This is a genomic window from Azospirillum brasilense (genome assembly GCF_007827815.1).
In the GTDB taxonomy this organism is placed as follows: Bacteria; Pseudomonadota; Alphaproteobacteria; order Azospirillales; family Azospirillaceae; genus Azospirillum; species Azospirillum brasilense_C.
Genome location: NZ_VITH01000011.1, coordinates 188,390 through 208,472, shown reverse-complemented (window position 1 = coordinate 208,472; position 20,083 = coordinate 188,390). Strand labels below are relative to the sequence as shown.

Below are 20,083 nucleotides of genomic sequence, written 5' to 3'. Positions count from 1 at the left end.
CAGGGACCGGCCAGCGCGAAGGAGACGTTCATGGGCGCGCCCGCCATCCAGAAGCCGGCCATCCAGAAGATGGACATCGACGAGTTTCTCGCCTGGGCCGACCGGCAGGAGCCGGACACGCGCTACGAGCTGGTCGGCGGGCAGCCGAGGGCGATGAACGCGTGCTCCCAGGCGCACAGCCGGCTGACGGCGGCGATCATCATCGCTATCGGCATGCGCCTCCGCCCACCCTGTCGAGTCTTGACGGAAACGACCATCGAACGCGACGACCGCGCCGACCGCTTTTACGAGGCCGACATCGCCGTCACCTGCTCGCCCCACCAGCCCGGCCAGCGCTCGACACCGAATCCGGTGCTGGTGGTCGAGATCCTGTCCGACAGCACGGCCAGCCACGACCGCGGCACCAAGGTGCCCGACTACATGCAGATCCCTTCGCTGCAGGAGGTGCTGCTGCTGGACAGCCGCGCCGTCCGGGCGCAGCTCTGGCGCCGCGACGGACGGCGCTGGATCGTCGAGGATTTCACCGAGGACGCCACGCTGCCGCTGGCCTCCATCGGGGCGGAGCTTCCCCTGGCGGCGCTTTACGACGGCATAGCGCTGTGAGCGGCCCAGGGGTGAACGGTTGCGGCAGCATTGACCGGCGCCCCGAATCCCGGTAAGGCGCTGGCATGGCCGTATACACCGAAGTCACCGACGACGAGCTGAACGCTTTCATCGCCCAGTACGATCTGGGCGCCGTCCTGTCCTGCAAGGGCATTGCGGAGGGGGTGGAGAATTCCAACTTCCTCCTGGTGACGGAGCGCGGCCCCTACATCCTGACGCTCTACGAGAAGCGCACCCGGCGGGAGGACCTCCCCTTCTTCCTGGGCCTGATGGAGCATCTCGCCGACAAGGGCATTGCCTGCCCGCTGCCGGTCCAGGGCATGGATGGGCAGTCCCTGCGCGAGCTGGCCGGGCGTCCGGCGGTGATCGTCACCTTCCTGGCCGGCATGTGGCCGCGCCGCATCACGCCGCACCATTGCGCGGAGCTCGGGACGGCGCTGGCCCGCCTGCATCTGGCCGTCGCCGATTTCCGGATGGAGCGCCCCAACGCCCTCTCGCTGGACGGCTGGAAGGATTTGGCCGGAAAATGCGCGCCGCGCGCCGACGAGGTCGCCCGCGACCTGCGCGCGACGCTGGAGGCGGAACTGGCCGCGCTGGAGGCCAACTGGCCCGCCGGCCTGCCGTCCGGGGTCATCCACGCCGACCTGTTCCCCGACAACGTGTTCTTCCGCGGCGACGGGCTGTCCGGCCTGATCGACTTCTACTTCGCCTGCAACGACTTCCTGGCCTACGACATCGCGATCTGCATGAACGCCTGGTGCTTCGAGGTCGATGGATCGTTCAACGCCACCAAGGCGCGGATGCTGCTGACCAGCTACCAGAAGGTCCGCCCCCTGTCGCCGGCGGAGCTGGCCGCCCTGCCCTGGCTGTGCCGCGGCAGCGCCCTGCGCTTCCTGTTGACGCGCCTCTACGACTGGCTGAACCATCCGCCGGGTGCCTTCGTGCGCCCGAAGGACCCGCTGGAATATCTGCGCAAACTGCGCTTCCACCAGACCGTCCGCGGGCTCGGCGACTACGCGCTCGACGACGGCGGCAGCTATCAGGTCTGACGCCATGACGGATACCGGAACCGGCACCGACGGTGACAAGAGCGCGCCGAAGGTCGTCGACATCTTCACCGACGGCGCCTGCAGCGGCAACCCCGGCCCCGGCGGCTGGGGCGCCATCCTGCGCTACAACGGGGTGGAGAAGGAGCTGTACGGCGGCGAGCCGGCCACCACCAACAACCGCATGGAGCTGATGGCCGCCATCCAGGCGCTGGAAGCGCTGAAGCGGCCCATGGAGGTGCGGCTCTACACCGACAGCGAGTATGTGAAGAACGGCATCACCCAGTGGATTCACGGCTGGAAGGCCCGTGGCTGGAAGACCGCCGACAAGAAGCCGGTGAAGAACGAGGATTTGTGGCGGCGCCTGGACGAGGCGAAGCGGCAGCACCGGATCGAGTTCCACTGGGTCCGCGGCCACGCCGGCCATCCGGAGAACGAGCGGGCCGACGCGCTGGCCCGCCAGGGCGTCGCCGACGTCCGGCAGGCCGGGCGGGGCTGACCCGTCCAGCGAACGGTGACCATCCTCAAGGGTTTGTGGACGGCGGCCCCGCCGTCCCGCTAGGCTCCCTCCGATAACGAACGACGAAAGATCGTTGGGAGGAGACCGAGATGTATCCGCATTTGCGGAACGAAGCCCGCTGGGTGCTGCCCGAGGTGCTGGCCCATCAGGCCGCCGAACGCGGCGGCAAGACCTTCGTCACGATGATCGCCGGCAAGGAGAACAACGGCGGCTCCCTCACCTACGCCGAGGCGCAGGAGCAGGCGGGCCGCGTGGCCGGCTTCTTCACCGGGCTGGGTGTGAAGCCGGGCGACACGGTGGCGGTGATGCTGCCGAACGGGCTGGACTTCGTGCGCGTGTGGCTGGGGCTGGGGCGGCTGGGCGCCGTCATGGTCGCGCTGAACACCGAGCTGAAGGGCGGCTTCCTGGAGCACCAGCTTGAGAACGCCGGGGCCGCCCTGGCGGTGGTCGACGCCGCTCTGGCCGACCGCATCACCGACATCGCCCCGCGCCTGACCGCCCTGCGCGGACTGGTGGTGCCCGGTGCGGCGGCGGGATCGCCGCACACCGCGCTGGAGGGCTGGCGCGACGCCGCCCCCTACGACGGCCCCCTGCCCCGCGCCGGTGACGACGCCTGCATCATGTACACGTCGGGCACCACCGGCCTGTCAAAGGGCGTGCTGATGCCGCACGGCCACGGCTTCCTGTTCGGGCTGGGCTCCATCGACAACTTCGCGCTGACCGACGAGGACCGCTTCTACATCTGCCTGCCGCTGTTCCACGCCAACGGGCTCTACATGCAGCTCTACGCCGCGATGATCTCCGGCGGGTCGGCGGTGCTGCGCGAGCGGTTCAGCGCGTCGTCCTGGCTGGACGACATCCGGCGCCACGGCTGCACGGTGACCAACTCGCTGGGCGCCGTCACCGCCTTCGTGGTCGCCCAGCCGCCGCGCCCCGACGACCGCGACCACCCCTTGCGCCTCGTCGGCGCCGCCCCCAACCCGGCGGACACCGAACGGGTGCTGCGCGAGCGGTTCGGCGTCCGCGACGTCATCAGCCTCTACGGCATGACCGAGGTGAACATCCCACTCTACGCCGAGATGGGCAAGCCGCGCCCCGGCACCTGCGGCAAGGTCTACGACCGTTACTTCGAGGTGGAGATCCGCGACCCGCAGACCGACATCCCCGTGCCGCGCGGTCAGGTCGGCGAGGTCATGGTGCGCCCGAAGGCCGCCTTCGGCTTCCTCTCCGGCTATCACCGGATGCCCGACAAGACGGTGGAGGCATGGCGGAACCTGTGGTTCCACACCGGCGACGCCGCGGTGATGGACGCGGAGGGCTACGTCACCTTCGTCGACCGCATCAAGGACTGCATCCGCCGCCGCGGCGAGAACGTCTCGTCCTACGAGGTGGAGACGGTGCTGTCGCGGCTGGAGGGGGTGGCGGAGGTCGCCGCCTACGCCGTGCCGGCGGGCATTCCGGGCGCCGAGGACGAGATCATGGTCGCGCTGGTCGCCGCACCGGGCGCCGCCCTGACGCCGGAGTCCGTGGCGGCCTACGCCGAGCGCGAACTGCCGCGCTACGCCCAGCCCCGCTACATCGACATCGTGGACGCCTTCCCCAAGACGCCGACCGCCAAAGTACAGAAGGCGAAGCTGCGGGAACGCGGCGTGGCCGACACCACCTGGGACCGCACGAAGGCGGGGTGAGGCCTCAAATCCCCTCTCCCCTCTGGGGAGAGGGTCAGGGTGAGGGGGTTGCGCGTGGCGGACCGTCCGGCACAAGCGCAACCCCCTCACCGGCCCTTCGGGCCACCCTCTCCCCAGAGGGGAGAGGGTTTGTAATGGCGCCCTGGGTTGCTCTGCCCCCTTACAGGGCGCCCAGCACCGCTTCGGCCGAGGACACCTCGAACTGGCCGGGCTTCTCCACGGCGAGGTGGGTGACCTTGCCGTCCTTGGCGACCAGGGCGAAGCGCTGGCCGCGCAGGCCGAGGCCGTAGCCCGTGCCGTCCATCGTCAGGCCCAGCGCCTGGGTCAGAGCGGCGTTGCCGTCCGGCAGCATGGTGACCTTGCCACCGACTCCGCTCTTCTCGCCCCAGGCGCGCATCACGAAGGGATCGTTGACGGCGAGGCAGACGATGTCGTCCACCCCCTTGGCCTTCAGGTCTTCGGCCTTCTGGACGAAGCCCGGCAGGTGCTTGGCGGAGCAGGTCGGGGTGAAGGCGCCCGGCACGGAGAACAGCACAACCGTCTTGCCCTTGAACAGCGCGTCGGTGGTGATGTCCTGCATCCCGTTGTCGGTCAGATGCTTCAGCGTGACGGACGGGATGGCGTCGCCCACTTGAATGGTCATGTCTCCTGAACTCCCAATTTTTTGTGTTTCAGCTTTTGATCCTGCCGGACGCCCGGTCGAGCGCGTCGAGGACGGCCCCTTCGGTCAGCAGTTCCGGAAGCGCGATGCCCTCCGGAGCCCCCGGACCATAGACGATGTTGAAGGGAATGCCATAGCGGCCGTGTCGGGCAAGGTAGCGGGCGATGGCCTCGTCCGGGCGGGTCCAGTCGGCGCGCATGGCGGTCACCGCCCCGGCGTCCTCCAGTCGCTGCGCGACGGCGCCGCGGTTCAGCACCAGCTTCTTGTTCGCCTGACAGGTGATGCACCAGTCGGCGGTGACGTCCACGAAGACGGTGCGCCCGGCGGCCACCTGCTCGCGGATCGCGGCCTCGTCGAAGACGGTCCAGCGCGCCGCCGTGCTTTCGGCCACCGGAGCCGCCCCGGCGGAGGGGCCGAAGACGGCGGGAACGGCGAAGGCCACCAGGGCCAGCAGCCCGGCCAGCGCCGCCCCGGCCCAGCGCGCCGTCTCCGCCAGCCGGCGGCCCAGCCACAGCGCGGCGACCAGACCGCCCATCAGCACGGCGACGGCCAGCGCCGGCACCTCGCCGACCTGGACGACCAGCACCGACAGCAGCCACAGCGCGGTCAGGGCCAGCGCCCCGCCCAGCACCCGGCGCAACGCCACCATCCAGCGCCCCGGGCGCGGCAGCAGCCGCGCGGCCCGCGGGAAGGCGGCGATCAACAGATAGGGCAGCGCCAGCCCGACGCCGAGCGCGGCGAAGATGGCGAACACCTCCGGCGCCCCGCGCGACAGCGCGAAGCCCACCGCCGTCCCAAGGAATGGCGCGGAGCAGGGCGTGGCGAGCAGCGTGGCGAAGGCACCCGTCGCGAACTGCCCTCCCAGCCCCTGCCCCTCCGGCCCGCCCAGCCGGTCGGCCACGGCGCGCGGCAGCGGAAGCTCGAACAGACCCCACAGGTTGGCGGCGAACAGCGTCACCAGCACGACCATAAAGACGAGGAACAGCGGCTGCTGGAATTGGATGCCCCAGCCCACCGCACCGCCCGCCGCCTTCACCGCGACCAGCGCCCCGGCAAGGATCAGGAAGGAGGTCAGGATGCCCGCCGCCGAGGCGAGGAAGCCGGCGCGCACCGCCGCGGGCGCCCGTCCACCGTGCTGGACGATGGACAGCAGCTTCAACGACAGCACCGGCAGCACGCAGGGCATCAGATTCAGGATCAGCCCGCCCAGCAGGGCAACGCCCAGCATGGCCAGCAGCCCTGTCGGAGCCGCCCCCGTCGCGCCGTCAAGACCGGAAGCGGCGGTCGCCGGAGCCTCCACCGACCGGTTGCCGTCCACCACCGTCAGCGTCATCACCCGTCCGGCGAGGTCCAGGCCGGGCGTCGGGTCAGTCGCGTCCATCCGCAGGATCGCGCGCCGGTCGCCGTCGAGGAACTGGCTCTTGGGCGCGGAGAAGGTCACCGGCGGGTCGGTCTCCACGAACACGTCGGGGGCGACCATCGGCTCGCGGGCGGTGACCTCGATCTCCAGCACGGCGCCCCGGCCGCGCACCGCCGTGACCGTCAGGCCGGACGCCCGCCCATCACCGGGCACCAGGGATTGGGCGCGGGCGATGTCGTTGGCCGACGGCCCCGGCGTCGCCGGACCCTCGGGGATGGACAGGGACAGCGCCACCATCTCCGGCACGCAGATGGTCGAGCAGACCAGCAACTCCGCCTTCAACGCGAGATCGAGCGGCTTGCCGGGCTCCGCCGGTGTGGCGGCGATGGGGAACAGCACCTCCGCGTCGTAGCCCGCCGTCTCGAAGCCAAGCACGGTGAAGCGGTGCGGGGCCGGGTAGATCAGCTCCGTCGCCGTGAGGTTCCGCGACTCCGACCAGTCCAGACGCGGCGCGAATCCGGCGTCGCCCGGGGTGCGCCAGTAGGTCTTCCAGCCCGGCTCCAGCCGGACCTCCAGCCCCAGGGGGATTTTGGCGAGGTCGCCCACCCCCTGGACCGATGCGATAAGCCGCGCCTCCACCGGGCCGGACTTGACCCAGGAGCCGGTCTCCGCCCTCCCCATTCCGGGTGCGGCCAAGGCCAGGATGGCGAGCAGGAACGGAACAAACCTTTTCATCGCACCGACTGTTCTCATATCAAGACGCAGCGGGCCGCCCATCGGCCGCGGCTGTATATGGATGACAAAGCTTGGCCCGTGCTGTCACACTCGGGCGAAGACGGCTTCGGGCGGCCGCCAAACGGTCCGCCCGTCCCCCGACACTAAGGATAGCGCCCATGCCGCACCTGACCAAGTCCTCGGACTATCTGACCGGCCAGTTGCTGATCGCCATGCCGGGCATGACGGACCCGCGTTTCCAGCGGACCGTGATCTATATGTGCGCCCACAACGAAGACGGCGCCATGGGCCTCGTTGTCAATCGCCTGTTCGGGTCGGTCACCTTCGAGGATTTGCTGGAGCAGCTGGAGATCGAAATCCAGGAGCCGGTCGCCAACATGCCTGTCCATTATGGCGGTCCCGTGGAGTCCGGGCGCGGATTCGTCCTGCATTCGACCGATTACGTGCGGGACGGCACGCTGGTGGTGGACGACGAGGTGGCGCTGACCGCGACCATCGACATCCTGCGCGCGATTTCCGAGGACCGTGGACCGCGCCGCAACATCCTGCTGCTCGGCTACGCCGGCTGGGGGCCGGGACAATTGGACGCGGAAATCCAGGCGAACGGCTGGCTGAACGTGCCCTGCGACGAGACCCTGCTGTTCGATCCCGAACTGGACACCAAGTGGGAGCGCTCGATCGCCAAGCTCGGCGTCAGCCTGTCCATGCTGTCGGCGGAGGCCGGGCACGCCTGACGGCGTCCGCTCCGCACCAGGGGGAACAAACCCGCCGCGCAACAAGCGGCGGGACCTCACGTCAAAACGCGGTTACGGGGCCTTGCTGGCGATCGCCAGGGCGAGGCCGCGGGCCTGCATGAGCTCGCTGCACCGCTCGACCAGCTCGTCACCGGCGTAGACCGCCCAGCCGCTCTGGAAACCCGACGCCTCATAGCGCAGATCGACGCGGCGCCCGTCCAGTTCGACGGCGTAGGTGAGGGAATCCTCTTTCGTCCAAGTGGCGTTCGGATAGGTGGGGTTCGACGACATATCCGCCTCATGCGATGCGAAGGACATGCCGTCAGCCTGCGCCCGCTCCCTTAACCATGGGTTAAGCCGCCCGGGACAAACCCTTGGGATTCCGGAGTCGGGCACCCCGACCGGAGGGGTTATCCCTGCCACTCCTCGCGCAGGATGGCGTAGAGGACATGATCCCGCCACACCCCGTCGATGCGCAGATAGCCGCGCGCGTAGCCTTCGTGGGTGAAGCCGACCTTTTCCAGCAGGCCGCGGCTTGGCGCGTTGGTCGGCAGGCAGGCCGCCTCGACCCGGTGCAGCCCCAATTGCCCGAAGGCGAAATCCAGCACCAGCCGGGTCGCGCCGGACATGTAGCCGTTGCGCGCGTAGGGCTGCCCGACCCAGTAGCCGAGCGTCGCCATCTGGGCCACGCCACGCCGCAGGTTGGTCAGCCCCAGCCCGCCGACCAGCCGGTCGGTCGCGCGGTCGTAGACGAGGAAGCTGTAGCCCTGGTCGTCGCGCCACTCCTGGGCCTGCCGCCGCAGCCGCCGCCCGAAGGCGGCGCGGGTCAGCGCGTCCGCCGGCCAGGTCGGCTCCCAGGGGGTCAGGAAAGCGCGGGAGTCCGCCCGCAGGTCGGCCCATTCCCGCCAGTCCCGCGGCAGCGGCGGGCGGATGTAGCAGACCGGCCCGTCGAGCCGGACCGCCGGCGGGCTGATGAGACCACCGCCGAGCAGGCGGATCATGCTGCCCCTCCCACCCTGGCGCGTCCCTTACCGGAACCGCGCGGCGATGCGGTCATACTCCTCAAGCCGTCCGATCGGGCCGAGTGCCGCCACGGTGGGGCGGCTTTCGCGCAGGCGCCGGGCGACGCGGACGATGGACTCGCGGTCGACCGCCCCGATCTTCTCGACGATCTCCTCCACCGGCACGGGACGCCCATAGACCAGAAGCTGCTGGCCGAGCTGCTCGCAGCGCGACATGGAGCTTTCCAGGGCCATCAGCGTCCCGGCGCGGAGCTGGGCGGCGGCGCGCGCCACCTCCTCCTCGGTCACGTCCTCGGTCACCCGCATCAGCTCGTCGCAGACGACCGGGACCAGCTCTGCCACCTCGTCCTCGCCGGTGCCGGCGTAGACGCCGAACAGCCCGCCGTCGCGGTAGGCGCCGGAGAAGGTGTAGATGGAATAGACCAGCCCGCGCTTCTCCCGCACCTCCTGGAAGAGGCGGGAGGACATGCCGCCGCCGAGCAGCGTCGACATCACCGAATGGGCGTAATAGTCCGGGTCGTGCACCCCCACCCCGTCGAAGCCCAGCACGAGGTGCATCTGCTCCAGGTCCCGCGCCTCGCGGAAGTCGCCCCCGGCGTAGCGCGCGTCCTCGGATTCCGGCGCCGGGCGGGAGGACAGCCCGTCGAAGGCCGACAGGGCCATGTCGACCAGCCGGTCGTGCTCCAGCCGCCCGGCGGCGGCCAGGACGATGCCCGGCGCGCCGTAATGGCCGTCGATGTAATCGACCAGCGCCGGCCGCGACAGGGCGCCGACGATTTCCGACGACCCCAGGACGGGACGCCCCAGCGCCTGCCCCGGATAGGCGGTCGACTGGAAATGGTCGAAGATGATGTCGTCGGGAGTGTCGGCGGACTGGCCGATCTCCTGAAGCACCACCGTGCGCTCCCGCACCAGCTCCTCGCTGTCGAGGACGGAGTTCTGGAGCATGTCGGCGATGAGGTCGAGCGCCAGCGCCGTGTCCTCGTGCAGGACCTTGGCGTAATAGGCCGTCTGCTCGCGCGTCGTGTAGGCGTTGAGCTGGCCGCCGACATTCTCGATCTCCTCGGAGATGCGGAAGGCGGAGCGCCGCTCGGTGCCCTTGAACAGCATGTGCTCGACGAGATGCGCCACGCCGTTGACGTTCGCGGACTCGTTGCGCGTGCCGACCCCGACCCAGCAGCCGAGCGAGACCGACTGCACGCCGGGCATCGTGTCGGTGGCGACGCGCAGCCCGTTCGGCAGCGTGGTCACGCGGATGCTCATGCGGCCTCCTTGGCGGCGCGGGCGCGGGCGACGACGAACTCCTGGACCGCCGCCACGTCGTTGGGCAGCTCCGACAGCCGCTCCTCCCGCTCGTAGAGGTCGGCGAGGCGCGGCGGCAGGACCGGGCGCCGGCCCGTGGCCGTCTCCACGGCGTCGGGGAACTTGGCGGGATGCGCGGTCGCCATCACGACCACCGGCACCGACGGATCGACCGGCGCCACCATGGCGGAATGGATGCCGACGGCGGTGTGCGGATCGACCTGATAGCCGCCGGTCTTTTTCCAGACGTCCTTGATGATGTCCATGGTCAGCGCATCATCCGCGCGATTGGCCGTGAAGATGCCGTGCGCCTCGGCCAGTTGCTCGTCGGTGACGGCGAATTTGCCCTCCGCACGGAACCGCTCCATGGCGGCCTGCACGGCGGCGCCGTCGCGGCCCAGCAGGTCGAACAGCAGCCGCTCGAAGTTGGAGGAGATCTGGATGTCCATGCTGGGACTCAATGTGGGCACGACCGGAGCCGCCGACATGGTGCCGCTGGCAAAAAAGCGGGCCAGGATGTCGTTGGTGTTGGAGCCCACGACCAGCCGCTCCACCGGCAGGCCCATCGCCCGCGCGCCGTAGGCGGCGTAGACGTTGCCGAAATTGCCGGTGGGCACGGTGAAGGCCACCTTGCGGTCGGGCGCGCCCAGCGCCACCGCGGCGGCGAAGTAATAGACGATCTGGGCCATGATGCGCGCCCAGTTGATCGAGTTCACCGCCGACAGGCCCATCTTGTCGCGGAAGGCCATGTCGTTGAACAGCGCCTTCACCAGATCCTGGCAGTCGTCGAAGGTGCCGTGCAGCGCGATGTTGTGCACGTTGTCCGACAGGACGCTGGTCATCTGGCGGCGCTGCACCTCCGACGTGCGGCCCTTCGGGTGCAGGATGAAGATGTCCACGTTCTGGCGATCGCGGCACGCCTCGATGGCGGCGGAACCGGTGTCTCCCGAGGTGGCGCCGACGATGGTCACCCGCTCGCCGCGCTTGGCCAGCACATGGTCGAACAGGCGGCCGAGCAGTTGCAGCGCCACATCCTTGAAGGCCAGCGTGGGGCCGTGGAACAGCTCCATCACCCAGATGCGCTGGTCGAGCTGCACCAGCGGCACCACCGCGGCGTGGTCGAAGCTGGCGTAGGCGTCCTTCACGATGGCGCGGAAGTCGTCCTCGGCGATGGCGCCGCCCAGGAAGGGCAGCATGACGCGCACGGCGATCTCGCTGTAGGGAAGGCCGCGCATCGCGCGGATCTCGTCGGCCGAGAACTGCGGCCAGCTTTCCGGGACATAGAGGCCGCCGTCACGCGCGAGACCGGCCAGAAGGACTTCCTCGAAACCCAGGACCGGGGCCTGGCCCCGCGTGCTGACGTACTTCAACGCACACTCTCCGACGCCTGAAGGTGGCCGACGCTGTGGCGGGCCGGCGACTCTTGTGGAACGGGCATAGTTAGCGCCCTCCCACACGCGGCGCAAGCGGCGGGTTCCGGGTGCGTTGCATTCCACCGTCCCTCTCCCACCCCGGGAGAGGGACGGTGGAATGCTGCCCGCCGATCAGGCGCCGGTGTGGACGTCCAGCGGGTCGTGATGCAGCGCCGACGGATCGTGCGCAGCGTCGACCGGCGGAAGCGCCACCGTCTGGGCGGCGAGCGCGGCGTCCACCAGGGCGGCGGTGCTGTGGTCCGCCGCCTGCGGCTGGGCCACCGTGTGGGACAGGACGTTGATGTCGCCCTCCCCCAGCGCCTGGGCCTTCGCCGGAGCCCAGGCGGCCTTGGCCGGGCTGACGCCGTCGAACAGGCCTTCCTTGATGGCGTTGTACTTGGTCTGGTCGACCGTCTGCCAATCGTCCTTCAGGATGCCGCCGGTGTCGCCCGAGTTCGGGTTCCACGACCAGTAGGTCCAGCTCGCCCCTTCTTTGCCGGCGCCGAGGTCGTTGGTGCCGTTGCCGTCCAGGTCGCCGTTCATGTAGTCGATCAGCTTAGCCATGTAGGCCTTGTCCTGGTCGGTCTCCAGCTTGCCGCCGAACTCGCCGACCAGCACGGGCGCCTTGTCTTCCTTCAGCAGCCAGCCCCAATTGTCGGTGTACTGGCCCGGCAGGTTGTTCGGGTAGTCGCTGGCCTTGAACCACTCCATCTCATGGATGGACGGGCCGTAGGAGTGGACCGAGTAGACCAGCTTGCCCGGATTGTCGAACTCGATCGGGCGGTCCTTGGCGCCGCGCAGGTTGCCGCCCCACCACTCCCACTGGTTCTCGTGGATTTCGACGCCCTCGACCAGCAGCAGCCAATCCTTGTTCACGGACTGGATTTCGTTGCCGATGCGCTCCGCGGCCCAGGCCCAGTCGGTGGCCTTGTCGCCGCCACCCCAGGTCGCCTGCCCGTGCGGCTCGTTGTGCAGGTCGGCGCCGACGACGGTGTCGTTGCCCTTGTAGCGCTCGGCCAGCATCTTCCAGTTTTCGATCATCTTCGACTCCGGGTACTTGTCGTCGTACCACAGGCCGTTCTCGTTGGCCGACGCACCGTCGCTGGAGCGATGGTGGTCGAGGATGACCTTCATGCCGATGCGCCCGGCGTAGTCGATCACCTTGTCCATGACCTCAAGCGGGGACTTGTTCGCGAGGTCGGGATTCTTGGAGGTGTCGATGCCCGTCGCCCGGTCGGCGTCCAGAGCCGCGTCGCTCCACGGCAGGCGGATGGTGTTGAAGCCCATCTCCTTCATCTGCTCCATCATCCCCCAGTACCCGCGCATGTCCATGCCGTTGGGGTTGAAGACGAAGCCCTCGCCGCCGAACCAGTTGACGCCCGTCAGCTTGACGTTCTGACCCGACGAATCGACGATCTGGTTGCCGTCCGTGTGTAGGAAGCCCTTGGCGATGCCCATTGTGCTCAGCCCTCGTTGCCATTCGCGTTGGGCCGGAAGCTGGCGGCTTATGGTTAACGAAATATTGCCGGGAATGTCGCTCAATTCCGGCAATCCAAGGCATGTGTGACCATGTCCGGAAGAGCGGATTTTGAAGACATTTGAGACAAGGAAGACACGTCGAGTGCTTGCGCTGTCTTGAGGCTGTTTTTCGGATTGATTGCTTGATGGCGCGAAGCGGCGCACGGGAACGAAGGAGGGTTACGGGTCAGCCTTTTGCGTTCGGTGGATTATGCGGATTCTTCCGCATCAGCGAACATGTTTCGGCGCCCCCTTGCCCCCACCCCGGCCCTCCCCCGCTTCGCGGGAGAGGGAGAATAAGTCCCCTTCCCTGCGTCAGCGGGGGAGGGTTAGGGAGGGGGCAAAGGCTCCACTCAGGCGCCCAGATACCGGCTCTCCAGATGCCGTCGGAACACCGCCGCATCCAACGGCCGCCCGGTGGCCGCCGTCAGCAGTTCATCGCCGGACGCGTAGAGACAGCCCTTGCCGTGCACATTCGCTCCCAGCCACGCCACCAACGGCCCGAGGTCGCCGCGCGCCAGCGCCGGGCGGATGTCCGGATCGGCCTTCGCCGCGGCCTCGAACAGCTGGGCGGCGGTCATGGCGCCCAGCGTGTAGCTGGGGAAGTAGCCCCAGGCGCCGGACGGCCAGTGGATGTCCTGAAGGCAGCCCAACCGGTCGTTCGGCGGCGCCACCCCGACCAGGTCCTTCATGCCGTCGTTCCAGGCGCCCGGCAGGTCGGCCAAGGCCAAGTCCCCGGCGATCAGCGCCTTCTCCAGCCGGTAGCGCAGGATGATGTGCGCCGGATAGGTCACCTCGTCGGCGTCCACCCGGATGAAGCCGCGCTCCACTCGGCTGTAGAGGCGGCGCAGGTTGTCCGGCTCCCAGGCCGGGCCGGAACCGCCGAACGCCTCCTGCGCGACCGGGGCCAGCCAGCACAGGAACTCCGGCGAGCGGCAGGCCTGCATCTCGACGATCAGCGACTGGCTCTCATGCACCGCCATGCCGCGGGCCAGCCCGACCGGCTGGTTCAGCCAGTCGCGCGGACGCCCCTGTTCATAGAGCGCGTGCCCCGTCTCGTGCATCACCCCCATCAGAGCCTTGGTGAAGTCGTCCTCGTCGTAGCGGGTGGTGATGCGCACGTCGCCGGTGGCGCCGCCGCAGAAGGGATGCAACGACACGTCCAGCCGCCCGCGGGTGAAGTCGAAGCCCGCCGCCCGCATCAGCCGCTCGCCCAGCGCCTTCTGGTTGGCGACGGCGAAGGGCCCCACGGGCCGCAGCGGCGCCGGCTCGGCGGCCTGCCGGTCGAGGACGCGCCCGATCAGCTCCGGCAGGAAGCCGGCCAGACCGGCGAACAGGGCGTCGATCCGCTCGGAGCGGGCGCCGGGATCGTGCTCGTCCAGCATGGCGTCGTAGGGCGACAGGCCCATGGTCGCCGCCTTGGCCTCGCCGCACTCCCGCACGCGGCGCAGCACCTCCGACAGGCTGGGCAGCAGCTTGGCGAAATCGCTTTCCGCCCGCGCGCTGCGCCACGTCATCTCGCAGGCCGAGATCGCCTTGCTGGTCGCCTCGATCAGATCGCCGGGGACGGCGGTGGCGTGGCGGTGGGTGCGCCGCATCTCCCGCAGGTTGGCCGCCTGCCAATCGTTCAGCCCTCCCGCCGCCTCGGCCTCCGCCAGCCAGTCGGCCACGCGGGGGTCGGTTTGCAGCTCGTGGGCGAGCACGGTCAGGGTGGCGGTCTGCTCGGCCCGCCCGTCGCTGGCGCCGTCGGGCATCATGGTCTGGCTGTCCCAGCTCAGGATGCCCAGGGCGTCGCCGATGGCGGCGATGCGGGCGAAACGGCGTTCCAGCTCCCGATAGGCGGCTGTCATGGACGCAACTCCTAGGATGCCGGACCGGTTCTCCGGCGTTGGGACAGCACATAGACGACGACCAGCGTCGCGGCGAGGCTATACCAGGTGAACGCGTATTGCCTATGGTTGTTGGGAAGCTCGACGAGCGGCTGAATCCCGTTCAGCATCCCGGTCTGGGGCGCGTTGCCGCGCGCCGGGTCGGGAGTTATCTCGACCACCAGCGGGGCGACGGTCTCCAGGCCGGCGGAGGCCGCCATGGCCGGCGGGTCCAGCCGCATCCAGGATTCCGCTCCGGGCCGGTTGCCCGGCTGGAACCAGCCGGCGGGCTGCGGCAGGCGGACCAGACCGGTGACCGTCACCGGCCCCTCCACCCGGCTCTCCAGACGGCTGGCGGGGGTGCGCTTGTCCATGGGCAGGAAGCCGCGGTTGACCAGCACCACGCCGCCGCCGTCCTCGACCGGGCGCTGCAGCGGGGTCAGCAGCTCGTAGCCCGCCTGCCCCTGCCGGGGCCGGGCCACCAGCAGCAATTCCTTGTCGTTCAGGAAGCGCCCGGTGACGGTCACCGGGCGGAACTCCAACGCCTCCGGATCGGCGATCGTGGGGGGCAGCGGGATGGGGGCGGCGTGCAGCCGCTGCTCCACCCGGCGGACCAGATCCTCCTTCCACGCCAGCCGCTGCATCTGCCACGTGCCCAGCCCCAGCATGACCAGCACGGCGGGCACGGTGATCAGCGTCGCCCACAGCGAAGGGCGGAAGCGGCGGGGTTCGGCGGCGGCGCTCATGGTCACTCGTCCGGGTCCTCCAGCTCGTTGCGGCGGTGGCGGTACTGGAGCGCTACCACATAGGCCTTGGCCGGGCGCAGCATGCCGAGCGCCAGCCCGAGCACGACGATGCTCCAGACGACGGCGTGCAGCCACAGCGGCCAGTCCACCGACATCGACACCCACAACGCCACCGGCACGACCAGGAAACCCAGGATGAAGATCAGGAAGACCGCCGGCCCGTCGCCGCTGTCCTGCCGGGCGAGGTTCAGGTTGCACACCGAACAGCGCTCGTTGACCGTCAGGTAGCCGTTGAACAGCTTGCCCCGTCCGCAGCGCGGGCAGGCGCAGCGCAGGCCGGCGGTCAGGGGCGATGGGCTGGAGTAGTACGTGCTCAAATCATTCGCCTCCTTCCAGGAACGGGAAGCCCCTCTCCCCCGGTGGAGGAGAAGGGCTTCGCAAGGCGACAAGGGGGATTGATCAGTGGCCGCTGGCGGCGCCCAACGACCCCCACCAGTAGATCGACACGAACAGGAACAGCCAGACCACATCCACGAAGTGCCAGTACCAGGCCGCCGCCTCGAAGCCGAAATGGCTCCGCGGGGTGAAGTGGCCCTTCATGGTGCGGAACCAGCAGACCGCCAGGAAGATGGTGCCGATGATGACGTGGAAGCCGTGGAAGCCGGTCGCCATGTAGAAGGTCGACGGGTAGATGCCCTGCTTGAAGCCAAAGGCGGCGTGGGCGTATTCCCAGCCCTGGAAGAAGGTGAACATCACCCCCAGCAGGACGGTCAGCCCCAGCGCGCGCGACGCCTCCTTGTTGCGGCCCTCGAGGATGGCGTGGTGCGCCCAGGTGACGGTAACGCCCGACAGCAGCAGGATCAGCGTCATCATCAGCGGCAGGTGGAAGGTCTCCAGCACCGTGATGTTCGGCGGTGGCCAGACGCCCTGCGGGTTCTCGGCGAACACCTTGGGGTAGAGCGCCGCGTCGTAGAAGGCCCAGAAGAAGGCGGCGAAGAACATCACCTCCGAGGCGATGAACAGCGCCATGCCGTAGCGCAGGCCGATCTTCACCACCGGGGTGTGCGCCTTCTCGCGCACCGCCTCCTTAATGACGTCGCGCCACCAGCCGAACATCACGCCCAGGATGGACACGAAGCCGAGGGCGGCCAGCAGCCAGCCGCCGCCGTGCATGTAGATGACCATGCCCGTCGCGAACAGACCGGCGGCGAAGGCGCCCAGAAGAGGCCAGGGGCTCGGCTTCACCAGATGGTAGGGATGCGGGATGCCGGCGCCCTCGCCCGCGCCGTGCGCGGAGGCTGGGGGATGCGGCATTTGCGCGTGCGTGATGTCGGCCATCGTCTCTTTCCAACCCCGGTTTGTTTCGCCCGATTTCTTCGTTCAGCCCTAATTTGCTGTTCAGACTGTCTCTTTTTTCAGTTCGCCGCGGTCCCGGTGCCTTTCGCACCCGCGGCCTGCGTCGCGTGCTGCGCCAGCACCTGGGTCTCGTCCTTGGCGCGGAAGAAGGTGTAGGACAGGGTGATGGTGGTCACGTCCTCCATCGCCGGATCGTCGGCCAGGGCCGGATCGACGAAGAAGGCCACCGGCATGTCCACCGACTGACCGGGCTCCAGCACCTGCTCGGTGAAGCAGAAGCACTCGATCTTGTTGAAGTACTTGCCGACCTTGTCCGGCGTGACGTTGTAGAGCGCGGTGCCCACGGTGGGCCGGTCGACCCGGTTGGCGGCCTGATAGGCGGCCAGCCCCATCTCGCCCAGCTTCACCGTCAGCTCCTTCTGCTCCGGCTTGAAGCGCCAGGGCAGCGACTGGTTCACGTCGGCGTTGAAGCGGACCTTGATGACGCGGTCGACCTGCCGCGCGGGCGCGGCGTCGGCCCGCTGGGTGGTGCCGCCGAAGCCGGTCACCTGACAGAACAGCGCGTAGAGCGGCACCGAGGCGTAGGCCAGCCCGACCATCCCGAAGACGAGGCCGAACAGCCCGGCCATGAACAGACGGTTCTTCCGCCGGAGCCCCTTGTCGTTTTCAGGCCGGTCGCTCATGGCGCCGTTTCCTCCCCTGCCGTTTGTCCGCTCAACGTCCCGTGGTCAGTGCCCGCCCATCCGCACCAGCGTGATGACGTAGAACATCACCACCAGACCGATCAGCGCGGCCAGGACCGCGTAGTTGCGCCCGCGCAGCCGCTTGCGGCGTTCCTCGTAGGATTCATCCATGATCGTCATGCCCCGCCTCCGGTCGTCAGGATTCCGGTCACCAGATGCTCGCCCATCAGCAGGGCGAACAGCAGGAACAGGTAGAGGATCGAGAAGCCGAACATCTGCTTGGCCGGCTTGTCGTCAGTGGCGCGCAGCACGCGGACCGCGCACAGCACGAAGAAGGCGCCCAGCAGGCTCGACCCGATCAGATAGGCAAGTCCGCCGGTGCCCAGGAAGTACGGCGCCACGGCGACCGGCAGCAGGACCAGCGTGTAGGCCAGCATCTGCCGCTTGGTGGCATCCGGACCGGCGACCACCGGCATCATCGGCACCCCGGCGCGCGTGTAATCGCCGTTGCGGAACAGGGCCAGCGCCCAGAAGTGCGGCGGCGTCCACAGGAAGATCAGCAGGAACAGCAGGATGGAGGGCAGTTCGACCCCGCCCGTCACCGCCGCCCAGCCGATCATCGGCGGGAAGGCGCCGGCCGCCCCGCCGATCACGATGTTCTGCGGCGTCCGCCGCTTCAGCCACATGGTGTAGATGAAGACGTAGAAGCCGATGGTCATCGCCAGCAGCGCCGAGGCCGCCCAGTTGACCGCCAGCCCCATCACCACGACCGACGCCGCGGCCAGGATCACCCCGAAGGCCAGCGCGTTCTCCGGCTCCACCCGCCCCGACGGGATCGGGCGGCGGATGGTGCGCGACATCACCGCGTCGATGTCGCGGTCGTACCACATGTTGATGGCGCCCGAGGCTCCGGCCCCGACCGCGATGCACAGCACCGCCACCGCCGCCAGCACGGGGTGGATGTGGCCGGGCGCCAGCACGATGCCGGCCAGCCCGGTGAACACCACGAGCGACATCACCCGCGGCTTGAGCAGTTCGATGTAGTCACCCGGCGTCGATCCGGAGACCGGACCTGTCGAGACCCGTTCAATGCTCAGGTCCGTCATACTTCACTATCCTCTGGCTTTTCGGCTCTCTGGCCGGAGGGAGCTTCCCGGCTCCCCCGGCGTCATGGTCACGAACGAACGTTCACTTCACCTGCGGCAGCGTCTCGAAGGCGTGGAACGGCGGGGGCGAACTCACGGTCCACTCCAGCGTGCCGGCCTGCGGGCCCCAGTAGGCGGCCTCGACCTTTTCGCCGCTGCGCAGGGTCTTGTACGCGATCCACACGAACAGAAGCGTGGACGCAAAGGAGAGATAGGCGCCGAAGGACGAGATCATGTTCCAGCCGGCGTAGGCGTCCGGGTAATCCGGAATGCGGCGCGGCATGCCGGCCAGACCCAGGAAATGCTGCGGGAAGAAGACCAGGTTCACGCCGATGAAGGTCGTCCAGAAGTGGACCTTGCCCCAGAACTCCGGATACTGCCGCCCCGACATCTTGCCGATCCAGTAGTACCAGCCGGCGAAGATCGAGAAGACCGCGCCCAGCGACAGCACATAGTGGAAGTGCGCGACGACGTAGTAGGTGTCGTGAAGCACGATGTCCATGCCGCCGTTGGCCAGCACCACGCCGGTCACGCCGCCGACGGTGAACAGGAAGATGAAGCCGAGCGCCCACAGCATCGGCACCTTGAACTCGATCGACCCGCCCCACATGGTGGCGATCCAGGAGAAGATCTTCACGCCCGTCGGCACCGCGATGATCATCGTGGCGGCGGTGAAGTAAGCCTTGGTGTCGACGTCCAGGCCGACCGTGTACATGTGGTGCGCCCACACCACGAAGCCGACCACGCCGATGGCGACCATCGCGTAGGCCATGCCCAGATAGCCGAAGACCGGCTTGTGCGAGAAGGTCGAGACGATGTGGCTGATGATGCCGAAGGCCGGCAGGATCATGATGTAGACTTCGGGGTGGCCGAAGAACCAGAACAGGTGCTGGAACAGGATCGGGTCGCCGCCGCCCTCCGGATTGAAGAAGCTGGTGCCGAAGTTGCGGTCGGTCAGCAGCATGGTGATGGCGCCGCCCAGCACCGGCACGGCCAGCAGCAGCAGGAAGGCGGTCACCAGCATCGCCCAGACGAACAGCGGCATCTTGTGCAGCGTCATGCCCGGCGCGCGCATGTTGAAGATGGTGGTGATGAAGTTCACCGCACCCAGGATCGACGAGGCGCCGGCGAGGTGAAGGGCGAAGATCGCCATGTCCACCGACGGCCCGCTGTGGCCCAGCGGCGAGGACAGCGGCGGGTAGATCGTCCAGCCGGTGCCGGCCCCCTGCCCCACGAAGGCGGAGCCCAGCAGCAGCAGGAAGGCCGGGACGATCAGCCAGAAGCTGATGTTGTTCAGCCGCGGGAAGGCCATGTCGGGCGCGCCGATCATCAGCGGCACGAACCAGTTGCCGAAGCCGCCGATCAGCGCCGGCATCACCACGAAGAACACCATGATCAGGCCGTGCGCGGTGATCAGCACGTTCCAGACCTGCCCGTCGCTGACGAACTGCAGGCCCGGCGACTGAAGCTCCAGCCGCATGATGACCGAGAACAAGCCGCCGATCAGCCCGGCGATCACCGAGAAGATCAGGTAGAGCGTCCCGATGTCCTTGTGGTTCGTGGAGAAGAACCAACGCTCGACGAAGCCCGGCATGTGGTGGTCATGGTCATGCCCGTGGCCGTGTCCCTGCGCTTCCCCCGGATTGGCGTTTGCCATGTCTCTAACCCTCGCGTCGGCGGAATG

The 20,083-nt window shown here is 68.6% G+C and carries 20 protein-coding genes; 5 read left to right on the top strand and 15 right to left on the bottom strand.

Annotated elements, in window-relative coordinates:
• The first annotated feature begins 30 nt into the window (after window positions 1–30).
• From FBZ83_RS22435 to FBZ83_RS22420, 4 genes are all read left to right on the top strand, one after another.
• Window positions 31–603, top strand: coding sequence for a Uma2 family endonuclease (locus tag FBZ83_RS22435; protein WP_145688977.1), 573 nt, complete (start codon window positions 31–33; stop codon window positions 601–603).
• A gap of 65 nt (window positions 604–668) precedes the next feature.
• The gene (locus tag FBZ83_RS22430; RefSeq protein WP_145688976.1) at window positions 669–1,652 is read left to right on the top strand and encodes a homoserine kinase; all 984 of its coding nucleotides are present in this window, start codon (window positions 669–671) and stop codon (window positions 1,650–1,652) included.
• A 4-nt stretch (window positions 1,653–1,656) separates the two neighbouring features.
• Window positions 1,657–2,148, top strand: a complete 492-nt coding sequence (rnhA, locus tag FBZ83_RS22425; protein ID WP_145688975.1) for a ribonuclease HI — start codon at window positions 1,657–1,659, stop codon at window positions 2,146–2,148.
• A gap of 110 nt (window positions 2,149–2,258) precedes the next feature.
• Window positions 2,259–3,857: an AMP-binding protein gene (locus FBZ83_RS22420; protein WP_145688974.1), complete on the top strand. Its 1,599-nt coding sequence runs from the start codon at window positions 2,259–2,261 to the stop codon at window positions 3,855–3,857.
• Window positions 3,858–4,017: 160 nt separating this feature from the next.
• Here FBZ83_RS22420 and FBZ83_RS22415 read toward each other — a convergent pair whose 3' ends face one another.
• The gene (locus FBZ83_RS22415) at window positions 4,018–4,500 is read right to left on the bottom strand and encodes a peroxiredoxin (protein WP_145688973.1); all 483 of its coding nucleotides are present in this window, start codon (window positions 4,498–4,500) and stop codon (window positions 4,018–4,020) included.
• Between the two features lie 28 nt (window positions 4,501–4,528).
• Window positions 4,529–6,613 carry a protein-disulfide reductase DsbD family protein gene (locus FBZ83_RS22410; protein WP_145688972.1) on the bottom strand — a complete coding sequence of 695 codons (2,085 nt, stop codon included), beginning with the start codon at window positions 6,611–6,613 and terminating at the stop codon, window positions 4,529–4,531.
• Window positions 6,614–6,771: 158 nt separating this feature from the next.
• Here FBZ83_RS22410 and FBZ83_RS22405 point away from each other — a divergent pair, with 158 nt between their 5' ends.
• Window positions 6,772–7,347: a YqgE/AlgH family protein gene (locus FBZ83_RS22405; protein WP_145678502.1), complete on the top strand. Its 576-nt coding sequence runs from the start codon at window positions 6,772–6,774 to the stop codon at window positions 7,345–7,347.
• A 72-nt stretch (window positions 7,348–7,419) separates the two neighbouring features.
• Here FBZ83_RS22405 and FBZ83_RS22400 read toward each other — a convergent pair whose 3' ends face one another.
• From FBZ83_RS22400 to ctaD, 13 genes are all read right to left on the bottom strand, one after another.
• A complete protein-coding gene (locus FBZ83_RS22400; RefSeq protein WP_145688971.1) occupies window positions 7,420–7,638 on the bottom strand; it encodes a hypothetical protein in 219 nt (72 codons plus the stop codon).
• A 119-nt stretch (window positions 7,639–7,757) separates the two neighbouring features.
• Entirely contained in the window at window positions 7,758–8,348 is a 591-nt protein-coding gene (locus FBZ83_RS22395) for a GNAT family N-acetyltransferase (protein WP_145688970.1), read from the bottom strand.
• A gap of 27 nt (window positions 8,349–8,375) precedes the next feature.
• Window positions 8,376–9,632 (bottom strand): M16 family metallopeptidase, encoded by a 1,257-nt coding sequence (locus FBZ83_RS22390; RefSeq protein ID WP_145688969.1) that lies wholly within the window; start codon window positions 9,630–9,632, stop codon window positions 8,376–8,378.
• On the bottom strand, window positions 9,629–11,041 hold the full coding sequence (gene thrC, locus FBZ83_RS22385; protein ID WP_145688968.1) for a threonine synthase: 1,413 nt from the start codon (window positions 11,039–11,041) through the stop codon (window positions 9,629–9,631). The genes FBZ83_RS22390 and thrC overlap by 4 nt, the downstream gene beginning before the upstream one ends.
• Window positions 11,042–11,215: 174 nt before the next feature.
• Entirely contained in the window at window positions 11,216–12,541 is a 1,326-nt protein-coding gene (locus FBZ83_RS22380; RefSeq protein WP_145688967.1) for a glycoside hydrolase family 5 protein, read from the bottom strand.
• 413 nt (window positions 12,542–12,954) lie between these two features.
• Window positions 12,955–14,451: a carboxypeptidase M32 gene (locus FBZ83_RS22375; RefSeq protein WP_145688966.1), complete on the bottom strand. Its 1,497-nt coding sequence runs from the start codon at window positions 14,449–14,451 to the stop codon at window positions 12,955–12,957.
• Between the two features lie 11 nt (window positions 14,452–14,462).
• Complete coding sequence (locus FBZ83_RS22370) at window positions 14,463–15,215, bottom strand: SURF1 family protein (RefSeq protein WP_145688965.1); 753 nt, start codon at window positions 15,213–15,215, stop codon at window positions 14,463–14,465.
• Between the two features lie 2 nt (window positions 15,216–15,217).
• A complete protein-coding gene (locus FBZ83_RS22365; RefSeq protein ID WP_145688964.1) occupies window positions 15,218–15,592 on the bottom strand; it encodes a DUF983 domain-containing protein in 375 nt (124 codons plus the stop codon).
• 82 nt (window positions 15,593–15,674) lie between these two features.
• Window positions 15,675–16,553, bottom strand: coding sequence for a cytochrome c oxidase subunit 3 (locus tag FBZ83_RS22360; protein ID WP_236778098.1), 879 nt, complete (start codon window positions 16,551–16,553; stop codon window positions 15,675–15,677).
• Window positions 16,554–16,630: 77 nt separating this feature from the next.
• Window positions 16,631–17,254 (bottom strand): cytochrome c oxidase assembly protein, encoded by a 624-nt coding sequence (locus FBZ83_RS22355; RefSeq protein ID WP_145688963.1) that lies wholly within the window; start codon window positions 17,252–17,254, stop codon window positions 16,631–16,633.
• 45 nt (window positions 17,255–17,299) lie between these two features.
• Window positions 17,300–17,434 carry a hypothetical protein gene (locus FBZ83_RS32385; RefSeq protein ID WP_014240852.1) on the bottom strand — a complete coding sequence of 45 codons (135 nt, stop codon included), beginning with the start codon at window positions 17,432–17,434 and terminating at the stop codon, window positions 17,300–17,302.
• Entirely contained in the window at window positions 17,431–18,360 is a 930-nt protein-coding gene (cyoE, locus tag FBZ83_RS22350) for a heme o synthase (RefSeq protein WP_145688962.1), read from the bottom strand. Before cyoE ends, FBZ83_RS32385 begins: the two co-directional genes overlap by 4 nt.
• An 82-nt stretch (window positions 18,361–18,442) precedes the next feature.
• A complete protein-coding gene (gene ctaD, locus FBZ83_RS22345) occupies window positions 18,443–20,056 on the bottom strand; it encodes a cytochrome c oxidase subunit I (protein WP_114860634.1) in 1,614 nt (537 codons plus the stop codon).
• Window positions 20,057–20,083 lie beyond the last annotated feature (27 nt).

What these genes read in the sequence shown, in the direction of transcription:
- FBZ83_RS22380 (WP_145688967.1), bottom strand. Translation starts at nt 12,541, where the DNA reads ATGGGCATCGCCAAGGGCTTCCTACACACGGACGGCAACCAGATCGTC.
- FBZ83_RS22390 (WP_145688969.1), bottom strand. Translation starts at nt 9,632, where the DNA reads ATGAGCATCCGCGTGACCACGCTGCCGAACGGGCTGCGCGTCGCCACC.
- FBZ83_RS22435 (WP_145688977.1), top strand. Translation starts at nt 31, where the DNA reads ATGGGCGCGCCCGCCATCCAGAAGCCGGCCATCCAGAAGATGGACATC.
- FBZ83_RS22370 (WP_145688965.1), bottom strand. Translation starts at nt 15,215, where the DNA reads ATGAGCGCCGCCGCCGAACCCCGCCGCTTCCGCCCTTCGCTGTGGGCG.
- FBZ83_RS22410 (WP_145688972.1), bottom strand. Translation starts at nt 6,613, where the DNA reads ATGAAAAGGTTTGTTCCGTTCCTGCTCGCCATCCTGGCCTTGGCCGCA.
- ctaD (WP_114860634.1), bottom strand. Translation starts at nt 20,056, where the DNA reads ATGGCAAACGCCAATCCGGGGGAAGCGCAGGGACACGGCCACGGGCAT.
- rnhA (WP_145688975.1), top strand. Translation starts at nt 1,657, where the DNA reads ATGACGGATACCGGAACCGGCACCGACGGTGACAAGAGCGCGCCGAAG.
- FBZ83_RS22395 (WP_145688970.1), bottom strand. Translation starts at nt 8,348, where the DNA reads ATGATCCGCCTGCTCGGCGGTGGTCTCATCAGCCCGCCGGCGGTCCGG.
- FBZ83_RS22360 (WP_236778098.1), bottom strand. Translation starts at nt 16,553, where the DNA reads ATGGCCGACATCACGCACGCGCAAATGCCGCATCCCCCAGCCTCCGCG.
- FBZ83_RS22405 (WP_145678502.1), top strand. Translation starts at nt 6,772, where the DNA reads ATGCCGCACCTGACCAAGTCCTCGGACTATCTGACCGGCCAGTTGCTG.
- FBZ83_RS22400 (WP_145688971.1), bottom strand. Translation starts at nt 7,638, where the DNA reads ATGTCGTCGAACCCCACCTATCCGAACGCCACTTGGACGAAAGAGGAT.
- cyoE (WP_145688962.1), bottom strand. Translation starts at nt 18,360, where the DNA reads ATGACGGACCTGAGCATTGAACGGGTCTCGACAGGTCCGGTCTCCGGA.
- FBZ83_RS22355 (WP_145688963.1), bottom strand. Translation starts at nt 17,254, where the DNA reads ATGAGCGACCGGCCTGAAAACGACAAGGGGCTCCGGCGGAAGAACCGT.
- FBZ83_RS22430 (WP_145688976.1), top strand. Translation starts at nt 669, where the DNA reads ATGGCCGTATACACCGAAGTCACCGACGACGAGCTGAACGCTTTCATC.
- FBZ83_RS22415 (WP_145688973.1), bottom strand. Translation starts at nt 4,500, where the DNA reads ATGACCATTCAAGTGGGCGACGCCATCCCGTCCGTCACGCTGAAGCAT.
- FBZ83_RS22375 (WP_145688966.1), bottom strand. Translation starts at nt 14,451, where the DNA reads ATGACAGCCGCCTATCGGGAGCTGGAACGCCGTTTCGCCCGCATCGCC.
- FBZ83_RS32385 (WP_014240852.1), bottom strand. Translation starts at nt 17,434, where the DNA reads ATGACGATCATGGATGAATCCTACGAGGAACGCCGCAAGCGGCTGCGC.
- FBZ83_RS22420 (WP_145688974.1), top strand. Translation starts at nt 2,259, where the DNA reads ATGTATCCGCATTTGCGGAACGAAGCCCGCTGGGTGCTGCCCGAGGTG.